Origin of the sequence: Flectobacillus major DSM 103 (assembly GCF_000427405.1) — a bacterium.
GTDB lineage: Bacteria > Bacteroidota > Bacteroidia > Cytophagales > Spirosomataceae > Flectobacillus > Flectobacillus major.
In genome coordinates this window covers 5085452-5107727 of sequence record NZ_KE386491.1, presented here as the reverse complement: position 1 = coordinate 5107727, position 22276 = coordinate 5085452, and the positions used below count along the sequence as shown (strand labels likewise).

21 protein-coding genes are annotated in these 22276 nt (G+C 37.7%); 13 read left to right on the top strand and 8 right to left on the bottom strand.

Features of this window, described 5'->3' with window-relative positions:
• The first annotated feature begins 108 nt into the window (after window positions 1–108).
• From FLEMA_RS0160230 to FLEMA_RS0160175, 5 genes are all read left to right on the top strand, one after another.
• Window positions 109–882 (top strand): alpha/beta fold hydrolase, encoded by a 774-nt coding sequence (locus tag FLEMA_RS0160230; RefSeq protein ID WP_026997469.1) that lies wholly within the window; start codon window positions 109–111, stop codon window positions 880–882.
• Window positions 883–894: 12 nt separating this feature from the next.
• Window positions 895–1590, top strand: coding sequence for an SAM-dependent methyltransferase (locus FLEMA_RS0160225; protein WP_026997468.1), 696 nt, complete (start codon window positions 895–897; stop codon window positions 1588–1590).
• Window positions 1591–1731: 141 nt separating this feature from the next.
• Entirely contained in the window at window positions 1732–2373 is a 642-nt protein-coding gene (locus FLEMA_RS0160220; protein WP_026997467.1) for an MBL fold metallo-hydrolase, read from the top strand.
• Between the two features lie 28 nt (window positions 2374–2401).
• Window positions 2402–3157, top strand: coding sequence for a CDP-alcohol phosphatidyltransferase family protein (locus FLEMA_RS74995; RefSeq protein ID WP_044173918.1), 756 nt, complete (start codon window positions 2402–2404; stop codon window positions 3155–3157).
• Window positions 3158–3580: 423 nt separating this feature from the next.
• Window positions 3581–4582, top strand: coding sequence for a beta-ketoacyl-ACP synthase III (locus FLEMA_RS0160175; RefSeq protein WP_026998022.1), 1002 nt, complete (start codon window positions 3581–3583; stop codon window positions 4580–4582).
• Window positions 4583–4631: 49 nt separating this feature from the next.
• Here the strand turns inward: FLEMA_RS0160175 and FLEMA_RS0160165 are convergent, their stop codons facing one another.
• The gene (locus FLEMA_RS0160165; protein WP_044173915.1) at window positions 4632–4994 is read right to left on the bottom strand and encodes a CoA-binding protein; all 363 of its coding nucleotides are present in this window, start codon (window positions 4992–4994) and stop codon (window positions 4632–4634) included.
• A 361-nt stretch (window positions 4995–5355) separates the two neighbouring features.
• On the opposite strand from FLEMA_RS0160165, the gene FLEMA_RS0160145 reads away from it, so the two are divergent.
• Both FLEMA_RS0160145 and FLEMA_RS0160125 read left to right on the top strand, forming a co-directional pair.
• Entirely contained in the window at window positions 5356–7410 is a 2055-nt protein-coding gene (locus FLEMA_RS0160145) for a hypothetical protein (RefSeq protein WP_026998021.1), read from the top strand.
• A 424-nt stretch (window positions 7411–7834) separates the two neighbouring features.
• Entirely contained in the window at window positions 7835–8431 is a 597-nt protein-coding gene (locus FLEMA_RS0160125; RefSeq protein WP_044173912.1) for an HNH endonuclease, read from the top strand.
• Between the two features lie 107 nt (window positions 8432–8538).
• Here FLEMA_RS0160125 and FLEMA_RS74990 read toward each other — a convergent pair whose 3' ends face one another.
• From FLEMA_RS74990 to FLEMA_RS74975, 4 genes are all read right to left on the bottom strand, one after another.
• A complete protein-coding gene (locus FLEMA_RS74990; RefSeq protein ID WP_159102738.1) occupies window positions 8539–12177 on the bottom strand; it encodes a sensor histidine kinase in 3639 nt (1212 codons plus the stop codon).
• 640 nt (window positions 12178–12817) lie between these two features.
• Window positions 12818–13771 carry a methylenetetrahydrofolate reductase [NAD(P)H] gene (gene metF, locus FLEMA_RS74985; RefSeq protein ID WP_044173906.1) on the bottom strand — a complete coding sequence of 318 codons (954 nt, stop codon included), beginning with the start codon at window positions 13769–13771 and terminating at the stop codon, window positions 12818–12820.
• Window positions 13772–13833: 62 nt separating this feature from the next.
• Entirely contained in the window at window positions 13834–14583 is a 750-nt protein-coding gene (locus tag FLEMA_RS74980; protein WP_044173904.1) for a DUF5995 family protein, read from the bottom strand.
• A 4-nt stretch (window positions 14584–14587) separates the two neighbouring features.
• A complete protein-coding gene (locus FLEMA_RS74975) occupies window positions 14588–14881 on the bottom strand; it encodes a hypothetical protein (RefSeq protein WP_044175308.1) in 294 nt (97 codons plus the stop codon).
• A gap of 208 nt (window positions 14882–15089) precedes the next feature.
• Here FLEMA_RS74975 and FLEMA_RS0159950 point away from each other — a divergent pair, with 208 nt between their 5' ends.
• The gene (locus FLEMA_RS0159950; RefSeq protein ID WP_026997460.1) at window positions 15090–15839 is read left to right on the top strand and encodes a L,D-transpeptidase family protein; all 750 of its coding nucleotides are present in this window, start codon (window positions 15090–15092) and stop codon (window positions 15837–15839) included.
• 232 nt (window positions 15840–16071) lie between these two features.
• On the opposite strand, the gene FLEMA_RS74970 is transcribed toward FLEMA_RS0159950, so the two are convergent.
• From FLEMA_RS74970 to kdsB, 3 genes are all read right to left on the bottom strand, one after another.
• Window positions 16072–16551 (bottom strand): hypothetical protein, encoded by a 480-nt coding sequence (locus FLEMA_RS74970; RefSeq protein WP_044173900.1) that lies wholly within the window; start codon window positions 16549–16551, stop codon window positions 16072–16074.
• Window positions 16552–16831: 280 nt separating this feature from the next.
• Window positions 16832–17587, bottom strand: coding sequence for a hypothetical protein (locus tag FLEMA_RS74965; protein ID WP_144080167.1), 756 nt, complete (start codon window positions 17585–17587; stop codon window positions 16832–16834).
• Window positions 17588–17622: 35 nt separating this feature from the next.
• Window positions 17623–18393: a 3-deoxy-manno-octulosonate cytidylyltransferase gene (kdsB, locus tag FLEMA_RS74960; protein WP_044175306.1), complete on the bottom strand. Its 771-nt coding sequence runs from the start codon at window positions 18391–18393 to the stop codon at window positions 17623–17625.
• Between the two features lie 204 nt (window positions 18394–18597).
• Here kdsB and FLEMA_RS0159870 point away from each other — a divergent pair, with 204 nt between their 5' ends.
• Genes FLEMA_RS0159870 through FLEMA_RS74955 form a run of 5 tightly spaced genes read left to right on the top strand, consistent with a single transcriptional unit; the run spans window position 18598 to window position 22267 of the window.
• Window positions 18598–19254, top strand: coding sequence for a DUF4905 domain-containing protein (locus FLEMA_RS0159870; RefSeq protein ID WP_044173895.1), 657 nt, complete (start codon window positions 18598–18600; stop codon window positions 19252–19254).
• Window positions 19214–20245, top strand: coding sequence for a septal ring lytic transglycosylase RlpA family protein (locus FLEMA_RS0159860; protein ID WP_044173893.1), 1032 nt, complete (start codon window positions 19214–19216; stop codon window positions 20243–20245). The genes FLEMA_RS0159870 and FLEMA_RS0159860 overlap by 41 nt, the downstream gene beginning before the upstream one ends.
• A gap of 46 nt (window positions 20246–20291) precedes the next feature.
• Window positions 20292–20462 (top strand): hypothetical protein, encoded by a 171-nt coding sequence (locus FLEMA_RS77010; protein ID WP_159102737.1) that lies wholly within the window; start codon window positions 20292–20294, stop codon window positions 20460–20462.
• Between the two features lie 51 nt (window positions 20463–20513).
• Window positions 20514–21284 (top strand): TIGR02757 family protein, encoded by a 771-nt coding sequence (locus FLEMA_RS0159850; RefSeq protein ID WP_026997453.1) that lies wholly within the window; start codon window positions 20514–20516, stop codon window positions 21282–21284.
• A 41-nt stretch (window positions 21285–21325) separates the two neighbouring features.
• Window positions 21326–22267, top strand: a complete 942-nt coding sequence (locus FLEMA_RS74955) for an aldose 1-epimerase (protein ID WP_044173891.1) — start codon at window positions 21326–21328, stop codon at window positions 22265–22267.
• Window positions 22268–22276: the final 9 nt, after the last annotated feature.

Genomic DNA, 22276 nt, shown 5'->3' with positions numbered 1-22276 from the left:
GCATACTTAGCATATCAAAATAAAAAAATGAAATGAAACTACATATAATTACTGATTACCCTGTTGAGGTAAATCGTATCTTTGCAAAAAAGAAAAACTAACAACATCATGAAATTATATTTTAGACAAGTAGGTGAAAGTGGTCAGCCTATCATTATTTTACATGGTATATTTGGCTCTTCAGACAACTGGCTTACCATTGGCAAAGTTTTGGGTGAAAAAAATCGTATATATATGGTTGACCAACGTAATCATGGGCAGTCGCCACGAAGCGATGTGTTCAATTACGAAGTAATGGCTGACGACCTTAAAGAGTTTATCGACGAACATCAGCTCAAAAACCCTATTATTGTTGGACATTCGATGGGTGGCAAAACCGTGATGCAATTTGCTATGAACTACCCCGATGCTTTTGCTAAAATGATTGTAGTAGATATTGCTCCTAAATATTACCCTGTACACCATAGCATGATTTTACAAGGATTAGCGGCTATCGACCTACCCAATTTGGCAAGCCGTACCGAAGCCAACGAAATTCTGAAAAGATTTGAAGAACAGGAGGGTGTTCGACAGTTTCTCCTCAAAAACCTTTGGCGTAATCCCGAAAAAGGAAATCAGTTTGATTGGCGAATCAATGTACCTGTCATTGCTAAAAATATTGATGTGGTTGGGCACGAGCTTGCCAATGAAAAGGCCATTCAACAACCCGTTTTGTTTATCCGTGGCGAAAACTCGCACTATATTCAGCCCGAAGATGAGCGTAAAATCTGGGAATTATTCCCCAATTATGAATTAGTAAGCATTGTAGGTGCTGGCCACTGGGTACAAGCTGATCAACCTCAAGCATTTATTGAAACCGTGAATCAGTTTGTCAACCAGTAATTTTTTCCAAATATGTCTCTTTTTTTAATACCTACTACGCTTGCCCCGGATACGGCCAATCAGGTACTTGCACCACAAATCAAAGAGGTGATTGGTGTCACCAACCATTTTTTTGTGGAAAATATCCGTACGGCTCGCCGCTTTATTAGCGAACTAAAATTAGGAAAGGTAATTGACGAATTGCATTTCTACGAGCTAACCAAGGATACGTCTATCGAACAAGTTCGGGCATATTTCAAAACCGTTCCGAAAGGCGAAGCTATCGGTGTAATGTCAGAAGCGGGGTGTCCAGGTATTGCCGACCCCGGAGCAGTGGCTGTAAAGGTGGCTCATCAGTTGGGGATTCAGGTACGGCCTTTGGTGGGGCCTTCGTCTATTTTATTGGGATTAATGGCTTCAGGCTTTTCAGGACAATCTTTTGTTTTTCATGGCTATTTACCCATTGAAAAAGTAGAACGGCACAAAGCATTACGAGCTTTGGAAAAAGATGCCCAAAAACAACAAACCCAGATTTTTATGGAAACTCCTTTCAGAAATAATACTTTTCTGGAAGATATTCTCCAAATCTGTAACCCTACTATGCAATTGTGTATTGCTTGTAATGTTAGTGGGTCTGACGAATTTATTCAAACAAAGAGTATCGCTCAATGGCAAAAACAAAAACCTGATTTACACAAAAAACCTACCATGTTTTTGTTAAGTATTTAGGCATAGGGCAATACCCAATGATGTATTCTCCAATTTGAAACACCCTTTTGTTTCGTTGATATAAGCCATTATCTTTGTCTTAGCAGATAATAGCTTACCCCAATTTTTGGTATCTGGGGTATAGCATAGCAAAATACAAAAATGATACAACTCGAAATTTTTACATTTAATCCTTTCCAAGAAAATACATACGTACTATGGGATAAAACCTTGGAATGCGTTATTATCGACCCAGGGTGCCATGTTTATGAAGAACGAAAGATTTTGACCGATTTTATTACCAGCAAACAGCTTAAACCTGTCAAATTACTCAATACCCACGCTCATATCGATCACATTCTGGGAAATGCTTTTATCAAACGAACCTATTCGATTGGCTTACATTTACACGCAAAGGATATTCCTGTGCTGGAATCGGCCCCAAGTCGTGCAGCTTATTGGGGGTTTCCTGCTTATGAGCATACAGAGGTAGATACTTTTTTGGAAGAAGGGACAGATATTACTTTCGGAAATACAACGCTTGAGGTATTATTTACGCCAGGGCATGCACCAGGCCATGTGGTTTTTTATCATAAAGGTCAGCAGCTTGTGATTGGAGGCGATGTACTTTTTAGGGGAAGCGTTGGGCGTACAGATTTGCCTTTGTGTAGCTTTGCAGATTTAGAAAAAAGTATCAAAACAAAATTATATACTTTGCCCGACACCACTACGGTATATCCGGGTCATGGGCCTAGTACTACTATCGGTTTTGAGAAAAAAAATAACCCTTTTGTAAAATTATAATTGTCTTTGACAAACTTCTTATTCCATTATGACCATAAAATCACACATTCCTAATGCACTTACCTGTGGAAATCTACTCTGTGGTATATTAGGTTTAAATGTTCTTTTCACAACCGAAGATTTCGTTAATCAACCAGAGGCAATGCTTTTACCTTCGTTATTGATAGGCTTGGCATTAGTTTGTGATTGGCTTGATGGATTTATAGCTCGTATGTTACATGTTTCTTCGCCTATTGGTAAAGAACTTGACTCACTAGCCGATATGGTTACCTTTGGGGTACTACCTGCTTTTATTATGCTCAAACTCATTGAAGGTAGTTGTACTTCGGGTACTTGTACGGTTGGGCTTTTTGGTTTTTATAAGCCTTATATTGCTTTTGCTTTGGCTATATTTTCGGCACTTCGGCTAGCCAAATTTAATGTAGATACCCGCCAAAGTCATTCGTTTATTGGTGTACCAACACCTGCCAATGGTATGGTGGTGGCATCGTTGCCTCTTATTTTGGTGTATAACCCCGAATTTCGTGACTATGTACTCAACTACAATACACTTATTGTATATTCGGTAGTAATGTCGTATTTGTTGGTGGCCGAGTTACCCCTTTTTGCTCTGAAATTCAAGAGTTTTGATTGGAAAACCAATCAGGTAAAATATATCTTTTTGATTTTATCGGCTATCTTATTGTTCTTACTCAAATTTGTGGCTGTGCCTCTTATTATCTTTATTTATATCTTGATTTCAATCATTGATAATTTTATTAAAAAACAACCAAGCGAAGCATAAGTAAGAGGACTGAGTTAGGTGTTAGAAATATACGAAAGCTTAGGCATTATTTAGGGTAGCGTTAATTTATATAAAAACAACAAAGCTAATACGTCTTCTGGTGTTTCCGTATAGTTTTAGCTTAATGTTTTGAATCTTAAAAGTTGATTATCAAGTATTTAATCTCAAAACTCCGCATTTGTAATTAAACACTGCTACTGAAAGGTATTTTTTTATATATTTCGAGCATATCATAATCCCCTCAAGGAAAATATTGGGGGGATTCTTTTATTTCAAGAGGTGAATACATGACAGGATTGCCTATACCTTTGATAGGTAATAAACCCAATCTTTTCATTATTTTTATACTACTATTTATATATATTATCCTATATTTATCCATAAATTCAACTTTGTCTTCACAAACCAGTATTCACTTTGTATATGATTTATTCTAAAATTATAGGTGTTGGGCATTATGTTCCTGACAATATTATTACCAACCAGTATCTCGAAAGTATTATGGATACTACCGACGCTTGGATTACCGAACGTACAGGGATTAAAGAACGACGATACTTTACCTATGGCAAAGACACCAATGCTTCAATGGCCACAGAGGCAGCCCAAATAGCGATTGAGAGGGCAGGTATTACTCCGCAGGATATAGATTTTATTGTGTATGCTACTATAACACCCGATTATTATTTTCCTGGGCCTGGTTTTGTACTTCAACGCAACCTTGGTATCCAAAATGTTGGTGTATTAGATATTCGTGACCAATGTTCGGGCTTTGTATATGCTATCGCTACAGCCGACCAGTTTATCCGTTCGGGTATGTACAAAAATATACTGGTGATTGGGGCTGAAGTGCAATCTACCTTTTTGAACCATTCGACCGAAGGCCGAGGTGTGGCTGTTATTTTTGGCGATGGAGCTGGAGCGGCAGTTTTGCAAGCTACCACCGACAAAAACCATCGTATCTTGTCGACTCACTTACATGCCGATGGAAATTTTGCTGAAGATTTGTACGTAAAAGACCCAGGAAGTACCCGTGAAAAAAGATTCTTTGATGATTTGATTGCCGACAAAAGTACAGGCGAGGTTATTATGAATGGTAATATGGTATTTAAACACGCTATAGTACGTTTTCCTGAGGTGATAAAAGAGGCTCTGACAGCCAACCAATTAACACCCCAAGACATTGACTTGCTGGTGCCACACCAAGCTAATCTAAGAATTTCGGAATATGTTCGTCAACAAATGGGGCTTCCAGAAGAAAAGGTAATGAACAATATCCAGAAATATGGTAATACTACAGCAGCTTCAATACCTATTGCTTTAAGCGAAGCATGGGAATCGGGTAGGGTAAAAGATGGCAACTTGATTTGTTTAGCAGCCTTTGGCAGTGGATTTACGTGGGGGTCGGCTCTTATTCGCTGGTAGTGTAGGTGTACAAGCTCACCAACACTATATTGATGAGCTTGTACAATAACTAATACTGCCCTGTAGAAAGTAACACCAACGTACAGGCTTCTTCAACCTCAATACCGTTGTTATGAGCCAATTGTTCTAATACAGGATTTTCGGTTCCGGGATTAAATACAATTCGTCTGGGCTTGAGTTTCATCAAATAATCAAAATACGTATCTTGATGTTGAGGCCCAATATACATCGTCACTGTATCAATATTTTCTAATTCAGGAAAGCCTTTTTGTATGGTAGCTCCTGCCACCTCGCCTGTTTTGATACCTAACAATTCTATTTCGTGACCATGTTGTACCAGCATATTGCTTGCCAAATAGGCATACCTATTACTGTTAGTGGTTGCTCCTAATACTAATGTTTTTTTGTTCATTATCATTTTAATTAAAATCTAAAGCATACGCTGTAATAGCCAGACAATGTCCGTTATTGAGCTAATTATTGAACTACCCAAAACACCACAACTTGTTATTAGCCAATAAAGTACAATACCCGTTTGAGATGTTTTCATTTTGTTTATCTACTTACTATTTCATCTATCAGTTATTATCACTTTTGGCTATTACCTTTGTTAGAGTTTCGGCATAAACAGCGGCTCTTCTTCAGGTTTGAGCCAGTTGAATAATATGTAAATTTCAAGATTTTGTTTACTTTTAAACAATTTTTATTAAAGTATTAGTTTCGGTACAATCCCAAAATATTGTTAAAGTCCATTACCATTTTTATATTAATATATGAACATCCCAAACTCTCATGATGATTTTTGTCGGTTTTGGACAAATAATCAACAACAAGCCATTATGTCTTTTATTAATGGCCAATATCATTTTATTCCTAATCTTCTGCCAGAATTGGCCGTACAAATGCCAACCCAGCAAGTAGCTTATATTCTGGAAAAAAAACTAGGACAACATAGCTTTTATCAGGCCATCAACCCACAAAATACGATTGAAAGCCCTGTTGCTTCGCAACAAGACGGACAGTGGCTCAAAACCGTCAATATGGTTGGTATCAATGTACGTACTATTCAAAGCTTCTGGAATGTAGTAAAATACGCCCTTACCCTACCCGCCTCCCAATCGTCGGTTCATTTATTGCCTATCTGGGAATGTGGCGTAGTGGCAAGTCTTTATGGCATGGCTAGCTGGAATATTAACCCCGAATTTTTTGACCAAGAGCTAGCCCGTACCTATCCACACCTCGATACCGTAGAAAAACAACTGAAAGTAGTTGTCAATATTTTACATGCTTTGGGCAAAACAGTTGGCATGGATGTAATTCCTCATACAGACCGTTATTCAGAAATTGCACTTGCCAATCCTTGTTATTATGAGTGGCTTCAAAGAAAAGAGTTTGATATTATCAATCACGAAGCCAATTTGCACGAAAAAGTTCAAGAAAGAATTTTTGCTTTTTTACAAGTCGAAGGAAGTGCCACAAACAAAGTGTATCCCAATAACGCTCTGGATTTTTTCAATAATCAACTATTTACAGAAGCAGAACGCATTGAAGTATTATTTGGTATAAAAAAAGACCTTGGGGCTAGAAACAAACGCCGCAATGAACTGATCAGTTATTTGTTTGCTGAAGGCTATGAAACTGTTCCTGCCACCATGGCTCCACCGTATCGGGGCTTGGCAGTAGACCACCGAGAAGAAGCCAAAACAGTTGATGAAGATGGCCGTATTTGGCGAGATTACATTATTACAAAACCACAGGCCATGTCGAGGGTATTTGGGCCATTGAGTAGGTTTAAGTTGTACGAGCCCATCGACAATAATGCACAATGGGAAATCAATTTCGATGCCCCTCGTAGTGAAGTTTGGCAATATGTGGCACAAAAATATGAGTACTTTTCACACCAATATAACTTCGACTTTATGCGCGGCGATATGTCGCATGTACAAATGATGCCCAATGGTACTCCAGACGAGCCAAGCCTATATTATGATATACACAAATACATCAAAAATTATATCCGCCAAACAAAACCTTCTTTTGGGTATTTTGCCGAAAGTTTTTTGGCACCACCCAACCTTATGGCTTACGGAGTAGAAGAAGCTCATTTGGAAGGCTCCGATACAGACTCTACCCTTGGCGATTTACAGTCGATGGTAGTGGGTAGTCCTCGATTTGTAGCAGAATTTGCTAGGTATCATCAATTGGCTCAAACTCGGCGTTTTGCTCCAAATTTTACCATCATGACTGCCGACAAAGACGACCCACGTTTTGACGAATTTTATGTAAAAGGCAACGAGCTTCGACTTTTTATGGCTTTGTTTCTAACAGATATGCCATCCTATATGGCACTCGGTTATGAACAACGAGACCCTCATACAAGCCCTGCCCCTAACGAACATTATACAAAATTATATGTATTCCATCTTTCAGAAGGTGAAAAAGCCACGAATGGGCCTTATATTTGGGGAAAGAATGCAACACTTTTTAGGAATTTAACGTTTTTAAGACAGATTGCAGACACTATCTTGCCTACATTGGCCACCTCTCCCATACAGTGGCTTATCGCTCCAGATACATTAGGCATAAAAAAAGTGATAGCTTGGACTCAAGCAACAAACCCTAAGTATGTTTTTATCGTAAATACCGATATTGAACACGATGTTCAAGAGGTAAACCTTGGAGGTATAGAGCAATCTCGGGTTTTGTCTAACATTTTTTCAACAATACAAGAGCCATTAATTGATCTAACCCAACAAAGCAACATCTTTGTTCTGGATAAGCTACTGGCAGGAGAATGTAAGATTTTTAAGCTTAAAGCTGCGGAATAGTCATATTTTTTATTTAATTTACCTTGACAAAACCGCCACATAAATAAGCATTAGCTACTTCAGACATAGCAGAACGAATGTTTCTCTTCCAATACTAAGTAGTATAGAAACACCTTAAAGTGCTTATTTTCACCATTATATTTATGCAGACCTATTGAGGAAATGCAATGATATTATCTTTTTTTAGTATGCTCATGAATTAGCCAGACATCCGTTATAGGTTTACTTATTAGATAAATATTGTGCCAATAACCCTGAACCAAAACAAATTCAGGTATGATTTGTTGCCATTAAAAGTAAATACTGTATCAATGATACTACCAAGAGTATGTACTAAAATGTTGAATTTATTGTAAACAAACGCACAAAATAATCAGTTTAATCAATATAATCAATTCCATTTTAATTTTTAAACATTACACCCATGCCTGAAAAGAAATCGGCGTTGAAAATCAACAAAATCAGTAGTTTCTGGAACGAGAAATGGGTGGATATTCCGTTCACTGAAGTCGAAGTCCCACCACGTTATCAGGTATCAAATTATGGCCGTTTGAAAAGTTTTCAAAATGACCCAGTAAATGGCGATGTTATTGCTGGCTCTAAAATACAAGGATACAAATCCCTCAATATCAGAGCTAAAGGCAACAAGTCACTCAACCGGTACGTACATAAACTGGTAGCTGAATTTTTCCTCAAAAAAGACTCTGAGGAAAAGAAATTTGTTATTCATCTCGACCACGACAAGCTCAATAATCACTGGGAAAATCTCAAATGGGTAACTCGTGATGAAATGACCATCCATAACCGCGACAATCCCGCTGTTAGAGATAAGGTTATTCCGAGAAGAACCAAAAATTACAAACTAACAGAAAGTAAAGTCTTGATGATTAAAAAGATGTTGCGTTCTGACAAAAACCGTCTGAAAATGATTGCCAAACAGTTTGGCATTACACACACCCAACTCAATCGAATTCGTTCTGGCGAAAACTGGGGCCATGTAAAATTGGATGACGAAAAGTAAAAAGCTAGCTGATAGAGGTGGTTTCATGCCTCTTCTATCAGCTAGCTTTTTTTGGGTAATATGCAAGAATCATTTGTTTATTCTCACTACCTTGCTTTTGTAGGATTTTAGCCTAGTGGTAGCGTAAAATAGAACGTTGAGCCTCCATTATTACTGGTTTCAAACCAGATACTTCCTTTGGCATTGTCAACTACCCATTTGGCCAAAGCCAACCCCACGCCTGAGCCTTCTTCTTTGGTACTAAAATCTAGCATAAATATCTTGCTTCTGTCGTCTTCAGGAATACCAATGCCATTGTCGGTTACACTAAAGGTTATTGCTTCGATACCTACTGTTAGCTTTATCAAAATGGTAGGATGACGATAAGGCGGTACCGACTGAATAGCATTAACAATCAGGTTTTTGATAATATTGCCTGTCAAATGCCTATCGCCGACTACATAAATAGACGAATTGGGAATATCTTTGATGAGTTTGATCTTTTTATCTTCCAAAAATAGATTGATAACTTTGGTTGCTTCCGACACAAAATCAAATACTTCTTTTTTAGGAATAGGCATTCGAGCAAAGTCAGAAAATGAATTAGCAATATACGATAAGTTATCTATTTGCCCTGTCAGCGACTCTATTTGGTCTTTGATTTGTACAGTGTCAATAACTGCCCCACGAGACAACTTGTGTTGTAAAAGCTGCAAAGAAAGCTTCATGGGAGTTAATGGGTTTTTAATTTCATGAGCTACCTGCTTGGCCATTTGCTGCCATGCCGATTGTTTGTTGGAGTCGGCCAAGGCCATTTTAGATTCCTCTAGCTTTACCAACATTTCGTTATAGGCTTTGATTAAAACGCCTATTTCGTCGTCCGAACGCCATGATAAGGGTTCGTTGGGCTTGTTCAAATCTATTTTTTTCAGCTTATTGGTAATCATTCTCAAAGGCACAGTAAGGGCATTCGAGGCAAAATAAGATAGCAATAGTAATACCAAAAATATGGTAGTAAAAGTATTGAGCAACGAGCCTATTACGGCTATTACTTCTTTTTCGTACAGTACTTTCGAGTCATAGAAGGGTACACTCACAACGCCCAACAAACGCCCATCGTTTGAGCGAATTCCTACAAAAGCACTCATAAACGACAAATTGCCTAGCTGGTCGGTTAAGCTCACTTTTCGTTCTTTTTCTTCAATAAGTTTGATATAAGCCTTGGGATTCAGAAAAGGCGACACCATGCCCGTTTCGTAAGGTAATTGTTTGTTGGTAGCCAACAAACGCCCTGTTGTATCAAAAACGCTTACGTATTTTTTGCTATTGGCTGCAATTTTGATGAGCGTATCTGACAAAAAGGGTTTACTCATTTTACCTTGTACATATTTTTCGACGGCAGGCCAAATACTAATACTGGCATTTTCGGTTTGACTCAAATACGCTTGTGCCTGACTTTCGCCAAGCTTTGTACCAATAATACTGAGCGTAATACCGACAACCAATATCAATGGAAGCAAAAAGGCTATATTCAAATAAATCTGAATTTTGGTAGCCAAATTTACATTCATTTTCATAAACCCATATCGTGTACTGTACATCAGCATCACACAAATAATGGTTACAACCAATATCAAAAACAAAAAAGAAAAGTTAGAATAAATCGTAGATGGACTGAGTACTTCCGACGAAACGATAATTTTACGATGGTTTTTACCATTTATGGCCAAATGCTTATAGCCACTGTAAGTTACGCCTTCGGTATAAAGAGCGGGGTTTTCCAAAATATCTTTGGGCATTTTTCGCTCGTAATTGTAGTCTTTGCCTCCAATATTAACAATACGGTTATTTTCATAAACAGCATAGCTAAAATTGCTTACTTCGGGCTGAGATTCGCCACTCAATGCAAATTCGGCAACGCCATCACGGGTAATACCGTCTCTTTCTCGTAAATCTAATATCACAAAACCAACCTGACTCTCGCTAGTTGTTGCTACTGGAATAAACTCGACATATTGCTTCAAAAAGCCATTATGGGGTTCATTGACAAAATACAAACCAGTATAGTTTGTTCGGTATTTGGGACTGCCATAACGAGCTATATAATCATTATAATTTAATGCTCCCGACGAATTATCAAGCGAATTACCCTGTAAATCAAACACCGAAATCTCGACATCATAATAGTCAAAATAACTATCTAAAAGGTATTTTTTGATATAATTCTGAATTTGTTCACGAGGTAATACCGCCGAGCGAGTCAAACTTTGTAAGGTTGAATCTGTTCGTACTTGGGTATTAATTTTGCTCAGTAAAAACTCGCCTATTTCGTCATTCTCGGCAAGGTATTTTTTGCCAAACTGTTGCTTCTGTACGGTGTCTCGTCTAATAGCCTGATTATATATTACAAACGTAGCCAAAGCCGCACATATAATCGATACCGTGAAAAAGTAAATGGAAGTTTGATAACGAAAAGTATAAAGGTATTTGGGAAAACGAAGCAAATATACCAACAAAAAATACACCCAATGTAAGCTCAGTACAAACACACTCATTTGCTCTGTAAATACATAAAAAGCCATTACTGCCAAGCCAACAACCACAATCAAACCCACCACAAATAAAAGCTTGGCACGACGAAGTAATTTAATAAACAGATTACTTAACAGATGAATAGATAAAAAGTAAATGATACTGACTAATATAAATACTTCGATACAAGACACTTTGAGTGGCCTTTCCCAAAAATCAATACTAAGCGACAAGTCGAGGCGATATTGCGAATGAGTATAAATATTGACCAATACATGGTACAAAATATTGAACACATAAAAACTCCATACAATCAAAACCCCTGCCAATACCTTTTTGGAGGTTTCGGAAAGGTGCATCATCCAAAAATAAAACTTCATCTTGTAATAATAATTGACCAGATAAAGCAACAGGATAAAAAAGGCGATCGAGTTGAGTATTAAATCGCCCAACGATGGAATAATGGCCGATGAAGCATAATATTTGGGGTTAAATAGATGGGATTCGTAAAAAATAAATGGCAACGAGTAAAATAACATAACACCTCGTATAGTCAGCAAATAAACTGCTAAAAGGATAAATGCTTTCTCAAATTTGTGCTTGTGATTGTAATTCCAGATACACGCCAAGATAAATACTGTCAGAAAAAATAAACCCAAAATACCTAAAAGAATAACATTGACAGGAATCGACTGGTTTTTGAGGTTATCAACTTTGGGAGGTACTACCGAAAACAAAAAGGCTTGTTCTTCCGAAAAAACATTCAAATGCGTAGCGGGTGCTCGTGAAATATCAAGCCGTTGGGGGTCAATCGAAAAAATGGCAGGATTATAATTGGATTTTAAATGGTTGGTTTCTGACTCGTATAAATGATAAAGTTCTATCAGCGAAAAAACCTCAAAACCTCGTTCGATAAAATGGTTTATCAAAAACTTACTCCCACTCAAATCCAACGATTTGATAGCATAGTTTCCTCGAATCATGGCATAATCTGGCACAAACCTATCGTCTGACCAATACACCAATTGTTGGTTCTTAAAAACAAAATAAGGGTGCTGTGTAGTTAGGCTAAAATGCGAAAACTGCGGATTGGCAGGTAATTGCTGAATAACTGCATAGATACGTTTAGCATCTTCGCTACAAACTTTTACTTCCTCCTGAGCTTTGATTTGTACGTCGTAAAGATACTTGTCTTCGGTAGCACTGATTGGGCCTTTTTCCGTAAAAAAATACATAAAAAATGCTAAACTAAATGTTAGTATAGCAAGTATAAGAAATACTTTACTTTTACTAAAAATAAGCCGAAGAAAGGATTGATAAGTTGATGTCATAAGGATTATTAACTGGCAGATTGTATTATTTAAAGGCAAAATATCTGTTTTTTACAGTTTTCCAAGCCTATTTCCGTACAGATTACGGTATTGTATAGTTTCCTGTAATATTTCTCAAAAGTAATATAATATTCTCATATTCAATAAAATGTAGTTTCAAACATGAGTCATCTCGAATTTTAGGTAATATTAAAAGAAACCTCCTATGGGTGTTGGTTGGGATTTATGAGGTAGACCATCGTCCTTTTTTTCCCAATAGTGTGCGGCTTAGGTCTCGCCCTATTGGAAAAAAAGCACACAAATAATAGGTATTTCTCGACTATTAATCAAAAAAGACAGAATGACTCTTGTTTGAGGTATAGTTCACCCCAATACCAAGTAGTTGGGTGTTTTACAAAATATACCTCAAAAGAGTTTTACTCAACCCACATCTACAATTTTAGGAGGGCTTTGTACTGCATTTTCTGCTTCAAAAATGCAGTACTTATTATACTTTAGTGCTATATATCCTGAATATTACTCGCCCCAAAACCTGAATAATGACCTAAAAAATAGCTTCAGCAATCTTTTTGGTACTTTCAGATTTGCTCATGGTATAAAAATGTAAAATTGGAGCTCCAAAATCAATAAGTTCTTTACATTGCTGTATACACCAATCAATTCCTACTTGCTTTACGTCTTTATCAGATTTGCATTCATTAACCGCTTTTACCAAATCTTGAGGTATATCGAGGTGGAAAATTCTTGGCAAAACCGTTAATTGTTTTTTGGTAGCTAATGGTTTTAATCCTGGAATAATAGGTACATTGATACCCTCAGAACGGCATTTTTGGACAAAGTCAAAATATTTTTTATTATCAAAAAACATTTGTGTCACAACATAGTCAGCCCCCAAAGCCACTTTTTGGCGAAGGTATTCAAAATCGACATCAATATTGGGTGCTTCAAAGTGCTTTTCGGGATAACCCGCCACACCAATACAAAAATTAGTAGGACTGATTTCGGTTTCTTCGTGTAGCAATACCCCTTGATTCATTTTTACAACCTGCTGAAGCAAATCGCTTGCATAAGCATGTCCACCCTTTTCAGGCACAAAAGCGGCGTTGCCTTTTACGGGGTCGCCACGTAGTACCAGCACGTTGTCGATACCCAAATAATGTAAATCAAATAAAAAATCTTCGGTTTCTTCTTTGGTAAAACCTCCGCAAATTACGTGTGGCACTGCATCTACTTTGAAACGATTAATAATAGAAGCACAAATACCCACTGTACCGGGGCGTTTTCGGGTTGGAATACGCTCTATTCGGCCATTGATAATCTTTTCAATAAACTCTTCACGGTGGTAGGTTACTTCAATAAAAGGAGGTTTGAACTCCATCAGAGGCTCAATATTACCCATCAAGGTTTGAATACTTTCTCCTTTTACAGGCGGAATAATTTCGATCGAAAAGAGGGTTTTACCTTTGGCCTCCTCAATGTACTGTGTAATTTTTGTCATTTTGTGGTAATAAGTTGGAGTGCGGAATTAGGAGTTCAAAGATACACCAAAAATCAGGTTGCTTATTTGAGTATATCAATAATTTGCCTCACGTCGCTTAATTCTGTCCATTTTAGCATTGTCAGATACATACGCTTCAATATACTTGGGTTACGAATTTTTAGGGCTAATGCTTCTATTTTTAAGTCCAGATGCTCAATGAATACATCGTGCTGAACACTTGGCAAATGAGCCAAGCTGGTGGCTACGTCCCATGCTTTTTGTCGGGCAATACCTATACTAAAATTTATTACAGCGGCATTCCAATTTTCTGAAATTTTATCTAAAAAACGCATTGGAAACCAAATTTCGGTCAGTTCGTTTTGTACCTCACCTACCAGCGACGAAATTATATCGTTGATTTTGTTAAAGTCGCCTTCCAAGGTATCAATACTCTTGTCGAGGCTTGTTTGTGCCGCAGCAATTCCCAAATCCAGATTAATATGAGCATTTATGCCCAAAAGAAGATGTTGAATTACGGTAATTTCATTTTTTTGGCAGGCATCAAAAGCAACTTTCCATGAGCGAGTAGGCTGTTTTTTTTGTATATATAACTCATGAGCCTTCAAGTACCTTTTGGCAAATATCACATCTAGGCGAGTCATCCGAGTGGCATCGGCAAATATACCATCGTCTATTCCTTTCTTGACAGCCAGTGTCATTTTTCGATACAGGCACGCAAAATATCCTATTGCCGAGCGGTCTTTATGACATTGTACAATTATGGCATCTAAAGCATGCAAAACGTCATCTATGGTTTGAATATTTTTCATCTGCTCAGTTGTTTTGAAAAGCTATCACCAAACTTTCCCATTCTTTTTCTAGCGATACCGAGGGCATCTTTGCTTTGGCACGGGTATACCAGTAATTGGCATTCCAGTTATCGCCTTCTTTACGATGCAGATAGGCGTGTAATCTATCATATAATTGTGTGCCTTCTTGCGACTGAGCAATATCGTGTGCGGCATCCCAATCGCCCTTGGCATCGTACCACAAAGCTTGTAATAATACATTCCAGTGTAAGGGCGGTTCAGCATCGGAAAGAGTGATTTTGAAGTTTTCGAGAGTAATCATAATGAATAATGTTTTTTTGATATACACATAAAGTTAGGACGAATTTGCTTAACCGCACCTATCCCTCTATTAAGACAAATACGCTACAAGACATACTTTGTTTTATGAATACTTAGGCGGTAAAAATGCAGGAGTTTTTTAAAAAAAATAGAGATAAACATAATAACTTTACAGTTATTGATTTAACCCATAAATAATTACGATTATGAAGAACATCTTACTGTTAGTATCTATTACTATATCATTATCGAGCTTTGTTGACCCTCCAAAATCATTTTATCAAAGCCAAATGAGCTTTCCAAAAGTACGTGAGGCCGTCAGAACCAAAGGTAAAGTTATTGATGATTTATTAAGTACCAAAGGGATAAGTACAACAAATTTTGAGGTGTTCTTTAGGGCTTTCAAAAAAGAACAAATCATTGAGGTTTGGGCAAAAAACAAAAGCTCTGAAAAATTCACTCTATTAAAAACCTATAGTTTTTGTGCTACAACTGGCAATTTAGGCCCCAAACGCCGCTCTGGCGACCGCCAAATGCCTGAAGGTTTTTATCATATAGATGCCTTTAACCCACAAAGCGAATATTATCTTTCGTTTCGGGTAAGCTACCCTAATGCCTCCGACCTCAAATTTGCCGACCCTGTCAATCCTGGCGACAATATCTTTATTCATGGCTCATGCCTGACAATTGGCTGTATTCCTGTTGGCGACGAAATGATAAAAGAACTCTATATATTGGCTATACGTGCCAAATCAAATGGACAACAAATTCCTGTTCATATTTTTCCTACCAAGCTTACCGACACTAATTTGCAAGCTCTTCAACAAGCTAATCAAGGAAAAGACGATTTGATTAACTTCTGGACAGGCTTACAGGCTGGCTTTAGCTATTTTGAAAATAGTCAAAAACTCCCCAATATTCAAATTGACAACAACGGACGATACCTGCTCAAATAAACAAGCAATATGCTACATCTGTAATTCAATAATTGAAGTCGTTTTAATTTACGATACAATTATTACCTCAGCTTCATGACACTATAATGTGTTAAAAAGCCTTTTGCTTTTCCACAAAAACGTAGGTCTCAAATTCTACATAACAGTTGTAAAATTTGAGACCTACGTTTTTTTAGTATGTTATTCTATACAAAAATCAAGAATCCTTATCATTCAATGATTTGTCGACATTTTAGAAAGTATATCTAAATGACAAAGCAAACTCATCGCCCCAAAAACTAGAATAATTAATAATATTGATCGTTGGTTTCCAGTCTAAACTGATGGCCAAAGGAATTGTTCTTACTTTACCTTCCAAACCCAAAATACCGTCCAAACCGGCCACTGTTCGGTTATCGTTGTTGATAAAACCTGGGTGATTGTCGCCCCAGAAATAAACGTGACCACCACCACCAATAAACCAATTGAAATCTCTTGAGTCAAAAGCCCGCCCATGTACTTCATACAACCCCGTAAGGCCAAAGCCTTTGTATCTGAATGTACCAATTGCCTCAAATGCAGCATTGTTACTAACAAATGTTTTGTAAGTAATACCATTGGCAGCACCCAACCTCAACCCCAATGCCGACTTGTACAATTGTGCCTGCGACTGGTGCACAAAGCTAAATAACCCAACAAACAAAATGGCGGAAAATAATAGTTTAATTTTCATACTTCTATGGAATTTGTTTACTAAAATATTATACAAAGTAATATATAACTCTATGACTCAAACGATAAAAGTACATCAAATTAATACAACTAAATAGGCTAATTGAGTAAGTGGTTAAAATAGATATTCTGCACAGACGTAAATAAGACCCTTCAATATTAGTGTTGATACTATTGGATAATTTTAGATAAAAAAGCATATTCTTCTCTTGACAAAGTAGAATAACCTTAATTGTTAAGAAAGCAAATACCCAACAACTGAAATTTCTACAAGCCTTCGTTTATTCATCTAGCTTGGCAAATGTTGGTTTGGACGAATTAGTTTTTATGTAGCTTCCTGCTGTAGAAGCAGCATTGCCAAAGCCACAATCGTAGGCATCGTCCATATAACTTACCTGAGCCCCTTTGGGAAGAAACGATATTTTGAACTTACATTTTCCACACTCGTTACTACTATAAATAGCTTCTCCGTTTTTGAGAGATAATACGGTTTTGTCCAATATAGCCATATTAAACGCTGGCCCTGCCGTAAAACAATTAAATGCTACAGCTATTTTGGTTGGGCTTATTTGCTGCACCAATAACGCCCCTGTACCTAATTCTTCGCCAAACGAATATCTATAAGTACCCGTTACATCTTTGTTAGGAGTAACAGTTGTGGTACTTTCGCTTACTTTTTTCAGAGATAACTTTAGGTCTTTAGCGGTTCGTTTATTGCCAGCAACCCATATTCCATTGATAGCACCATTTTTCAAAATCCCAGCATAAATACCCGTAACACTCCCATCGGGCATTAGCTCATGTACAACTATTTGGCCTTGATTCAGCGAACCTATCACATCAATAGGAATACCCTTTTGGGTGTACGAGGCCGTTCCATATACTACATCATTCTGGACTACAAGCTGTAAACTTACGCCAATCTTACCATTGATTGTTCCCCTAAAAACCTGCTGCGTAAGTGATTGTGCATCCATACACAATATGCCACTGCATAGCATCAATAGGATAAGTACTATTTTTTTCTGGTTTTTCATGCTATATAGAGATTGTTTTAGCTTGCTTTATAGTATTACGACAGTCGCCTCAAAGCCTCTTGCAGGTCGTCGGGGGCATCTATTCCAAAGCTATCGTATGGAGTAATCGCTACCTTAATTTTGAACCCATTGGCCAACCAACGGAGTTGCTCCAGCGACTCAGCCTGTTCGAGCAATGCCATAGGAAGTTGGGTTATTTGAGCCAAAATATCGGTACGATACGCATAGATACCAATATGTTTATAATACTTATACAAACCCAGCCATTGCCCTTTTTCGACACCCCGCAAATACGGGATAGTCTGACGGCTAAAGTAAATAGCCTGATAATGATTGTCGAAAATAACCTTGGGGGTGTTGGGGTTAAAAAGCGTTGTTTCATCTTCAATCTGTTTGATTAAAGTAGCCAATTCGGTTGTGCCATCTAAGCTATCGGCCAAAATACTAATTTGTTCAGGCTGAATAAAAGGCTCATCGCCCTGAATATTGATAACATAGTTGTAAGGCACTAAGGTATCTTTTGCAGCCAACTGTTCTTCTTCCCAAACACGAGTATAAGCTTCAAAGCATCTATCAGTGCCACTAGGGTGCTCGGTAGAGGTCATCACAACATTTCCACCAAAAGACAAAACATGGTCATAAATTCGCTTATCGTCGGTAGCAACAACTACCTTCGACAAAACTTGGGCTTGTTGGGCTTGCTCATACACCCGTTGAATCATGGATTTGCCAGCAATATCTACCAAGGGCTTGGCAGGAAAACGAGTAGAGGCGTATCGAGCCGGGATAATTCCTAAAATTTTAATCACAGTAATGGATATTTATGAAATAATAAATGAAGCAACCATCAACAAAAGGTAACATCATACTCAATAAAGAGTTGGTTAAATTTATGATGAATATAGGTCTTAAATATAGCCAGACTATATTGATTAGTAAAATTCTTTAAAAGTATTCTAGTATTTTTGTGTTTTCAGCAAAATTATGACTAACTAACAGCAGGTAATAGCGTGAGACAATTATTTGAACATTCTTTTCCCGCAAAAATATGGAATATCAAGTTTGATGACCAGTTTCTTGTGACAGAATTAAGAGATGATATTACCCGAAAGGTGTATTTTGCAACAATAGATTTACACTCAGGCGAATTATTATGGCAACAGCCTAGCCCCAACAAAACATGGTGGCAAAGTTTGGTAGAAGTACAGCAAGGGTATGCCAATATTGTTGAGTTTTCGGCCGATTCTAAGCCCGAAGTAATTGATAATTACTACATTGAACTCCAATCGGGCAATCGTGTAGAACAAAGTAGTAAAATTTTGGGTTTTGAGGGAAAAAACACCGTTTTGGCTTTACATCCTTTGCATTATACAGACGATAATGAGTTTTTTCCAGCAATATTCAAATTTTTGTATCGTTTACTAAGTATTGACATCCAAAAAGGTGTAGATTATCTCGAATATAAGGACAAGATTATTATTTCTTATTATCTTTACTGTGAAAATAAACTCTGTAATTACCTACTTGTCGTAAATCGAAAACGTGAAATTCTGCTTCATGAGCTAATTGCTGAGTCCGAAGGTTTGGGTATAAGCACCTTTACTATAAAACCCGAAATTCTGTTATATGTTAAAAACAAATGCCAATTGCACGGTTATGAGCTATAATCAAAAATCCGCTTATGAACTTTTACTAACCTGTATGGTTGTTGCAGGAACGTCTCTTACCTCTTTAGCTGAAGGAATTGTAAAAGATTCGGTTGGTTTAAGCAAAGAGGGTGGCAAAACTTTTGTCATATATAAAGTACAACCTAAACAAACTTTGTATTCTATCGTAAAAAAATACGGTAGCTCTATTTCTGAGTTCAAAAACGCCAACCCTGGAGCTTCTGAAACTGTAAAAATTGGGCAATTAATCCGTATTCCATATAAAGGGTTGGTGGCTAGTACGCCTCCAAGCAATGCGTATCCTCCTCGGCAAGATGCCGCTGTAGTTGCTCAGCGAGTTCCTATGCCTTCGTCAACAACCAGCTCTCCAGCATCTGCTAGTTTACCCAAAACAGTAACTCACGTTGTGGAACCTGGACAAGGGTTATACGGTATTGCAGCCAAATATAGAATTTCGATTGGTGATATTCGTAGATGGAACAGTTTGTCGTCGGACAACCTTGAGGTAGGCCAAGTATTGATTATAGATGCGGCTGAATATGCCAAAAGAGCCAATACTACTAGTACCGTTGGGCGTAACGATATATTGCGAGTAGACCCACCAAGTTACCCAACTCCTACAAGCACACAGGCTACTATGGCACCTCCTTTGGCCTCAACAACGCCTTCGGAAATAGATAGTAAACCCACTATCGAAACAAGTCGCTCGTTATCTGGTTATAAAAAGACAATCGAGACTGGCCTAGCAGAGTTGATTGACGTAGAAGACAAATCGGGTAAGTATTTGGCACTTCACCGCTCGGCTCCTGTGGGAACTTTAGTAAATGTAAAAAATGTTGCTAATGGACAGAGTATTTGGGTGAAGGTGATTGGAAGACTTCCCGACATTGGCTCTGACAAAGTAGTAATCAAGTTGTCGCCAAGGGCTTTTGAAAAACTCAACCCTGTCGATAAAAGAATTAAAACAGAAATTAATTACATGACTCCATAAAGTACAAGGGGATATTACCCTATATCCCCTTGTATTACCCCAAATTATGCCAAAAGAAAAACGTCCTTTGACTACTGGTGGGATAATCTTTAATATCCTTTATACTTTAGCTTTTCCTGCTATTGCAACATTTGCATTTCTTTATACCGTTTTGGTTTGGATATTTTCTATCCCTTCCAAAGTAATTGCTTTTTTTGCTTCTAAAATTAAGAAATGATACCATGGGCTGTTGCCTAGTTTGTGTATTTTTCAAGTGAAACCACACCCGATGAATTCTTACGTTGCCCAACTTCTGGACGAAAAGTTCCATGAGTTTAATAGACCCAACTTTATTCCAAACGACCCTATCTGTATTCCTCACAGGTTTTCCCTTAAACAAGATATTGAAATAATGGGCTTTTGGGCTTCAATTCTGGCATGGGGACAACGCAAAACCATTATCAATAAATGCAATGAATTGGTATTATTGATGGATGGAGCTCCTTATCAGTTTATTACTCAACACCAATCTTCCGATTTAAAACGTTTCTTGGCTTTTAAGCATCGTACTTTCAACGCTACTGATACCCTCTATTTTATAGAATGGTTCAAAAACTTTTACCTAAGTAACGATTCGCTAGAATCGGCTTTTAGTAGATTTTTGCAACCTAACGATACTAATATCGAAAAAGCTCTTTTGGGCTTTCATCAGCTTTTTTTTAGCTTGGACGACTACCCCCAACGCACCCAAAAGCATATTGCAACGCCTGCACGAAAATCGTCATGTAAACGCATTAATATGTTTTTGAGATGGATGGTTCGCCAGGATACCATGGGCGTAGACTTTGGTATTTGGCAACAAATCAAACCTTCCCAGTTGGTTTGTCCTTGCGACGTACATGTCGACCGAGTAGCTCGTAAGCTTGGCTTGATTCAACGCCCAAAAACCGATTGGCTTACAGCTCTGGAATTGACCGAAAACCTAAAATCACTAGACCCAACAGATCCTGTAAAATACGATTTTGCGTTGTTTGGCCTAGGTGTTGAAAAAGAAATGTAAGTGATTCGGCAGAAAATACTCAATTACTATATAAAACTATCATGAAAATTACGCAACAAACCTTCGGCCGTTTTAAAGAGTATGTTCTCGAAAACCCTTTGACTAACGAAAAAGTACAAATCCTACCCGAGTTAGGAGGTATCATTCATCAATTAAGCCTTCACAATACCACTGGTGTTCATAAGGTGATTAATTGTGGAAATACCCAAGAAGAACTTTTGGCAAGCCTACTGTCGTACCCATCTACCCATCTTTTTCCTTGGGCTAATCGGGTAAAAAGTGGCAAATATTCGTTTGAAGGAAAAGAATATCAATTACCACTGAATGAAGTATTATTACAAAATGCTCTTCATGGCTTTGTGTATTTTTCTGCTTTTCAAGTAATAGAAACAAATACCGATGCCCAAAAAGCAAGCTTAACCATTCAGTATGTGTACAAAGGAGGCTATGTTGGGTATCCTTTTCCTTTTCAGCTCAATATCCAACATACTCTTTCGTCGAAAGGCTTAGAACTCCATTATCAGATTACCAATATTGGCGATAGCAATTTGCCGATTAGCTTGGGCTGGCATCCTTATTTTAGTATTGAGGGTGAAACTAAAAATGACTGGCAGGTAAAATTTCTCTCTACGCATGAGTACCTCCTCGATGCTCAGATGTGTCCTGTAGATAGACTAGAAAAAAGCTATAAAAATGGCTTTGATTTAGATGGACAAACGATTGATGCCGTATTTGCAGTAGAGCAACACCCAATTGTAGAAGCGGTTCTTTCTTCTAAAAAACAAGCGTTAAATATTCATGTTTGGCAAGAGGCAGCCCAACAGCAGTTTAATTATACAGTTGTGTATACGCCCGATACAGGCAACAGTATTGCTATTGAGCCTATGACTGCCCCAACCAACGCCCTAAACTCTACTGAAAACTTACGTGTTATAGCTCCTCAAAATACTTATTCGGTTCGATGTGGGGTTTATTTATCATAAAAAAAGGGG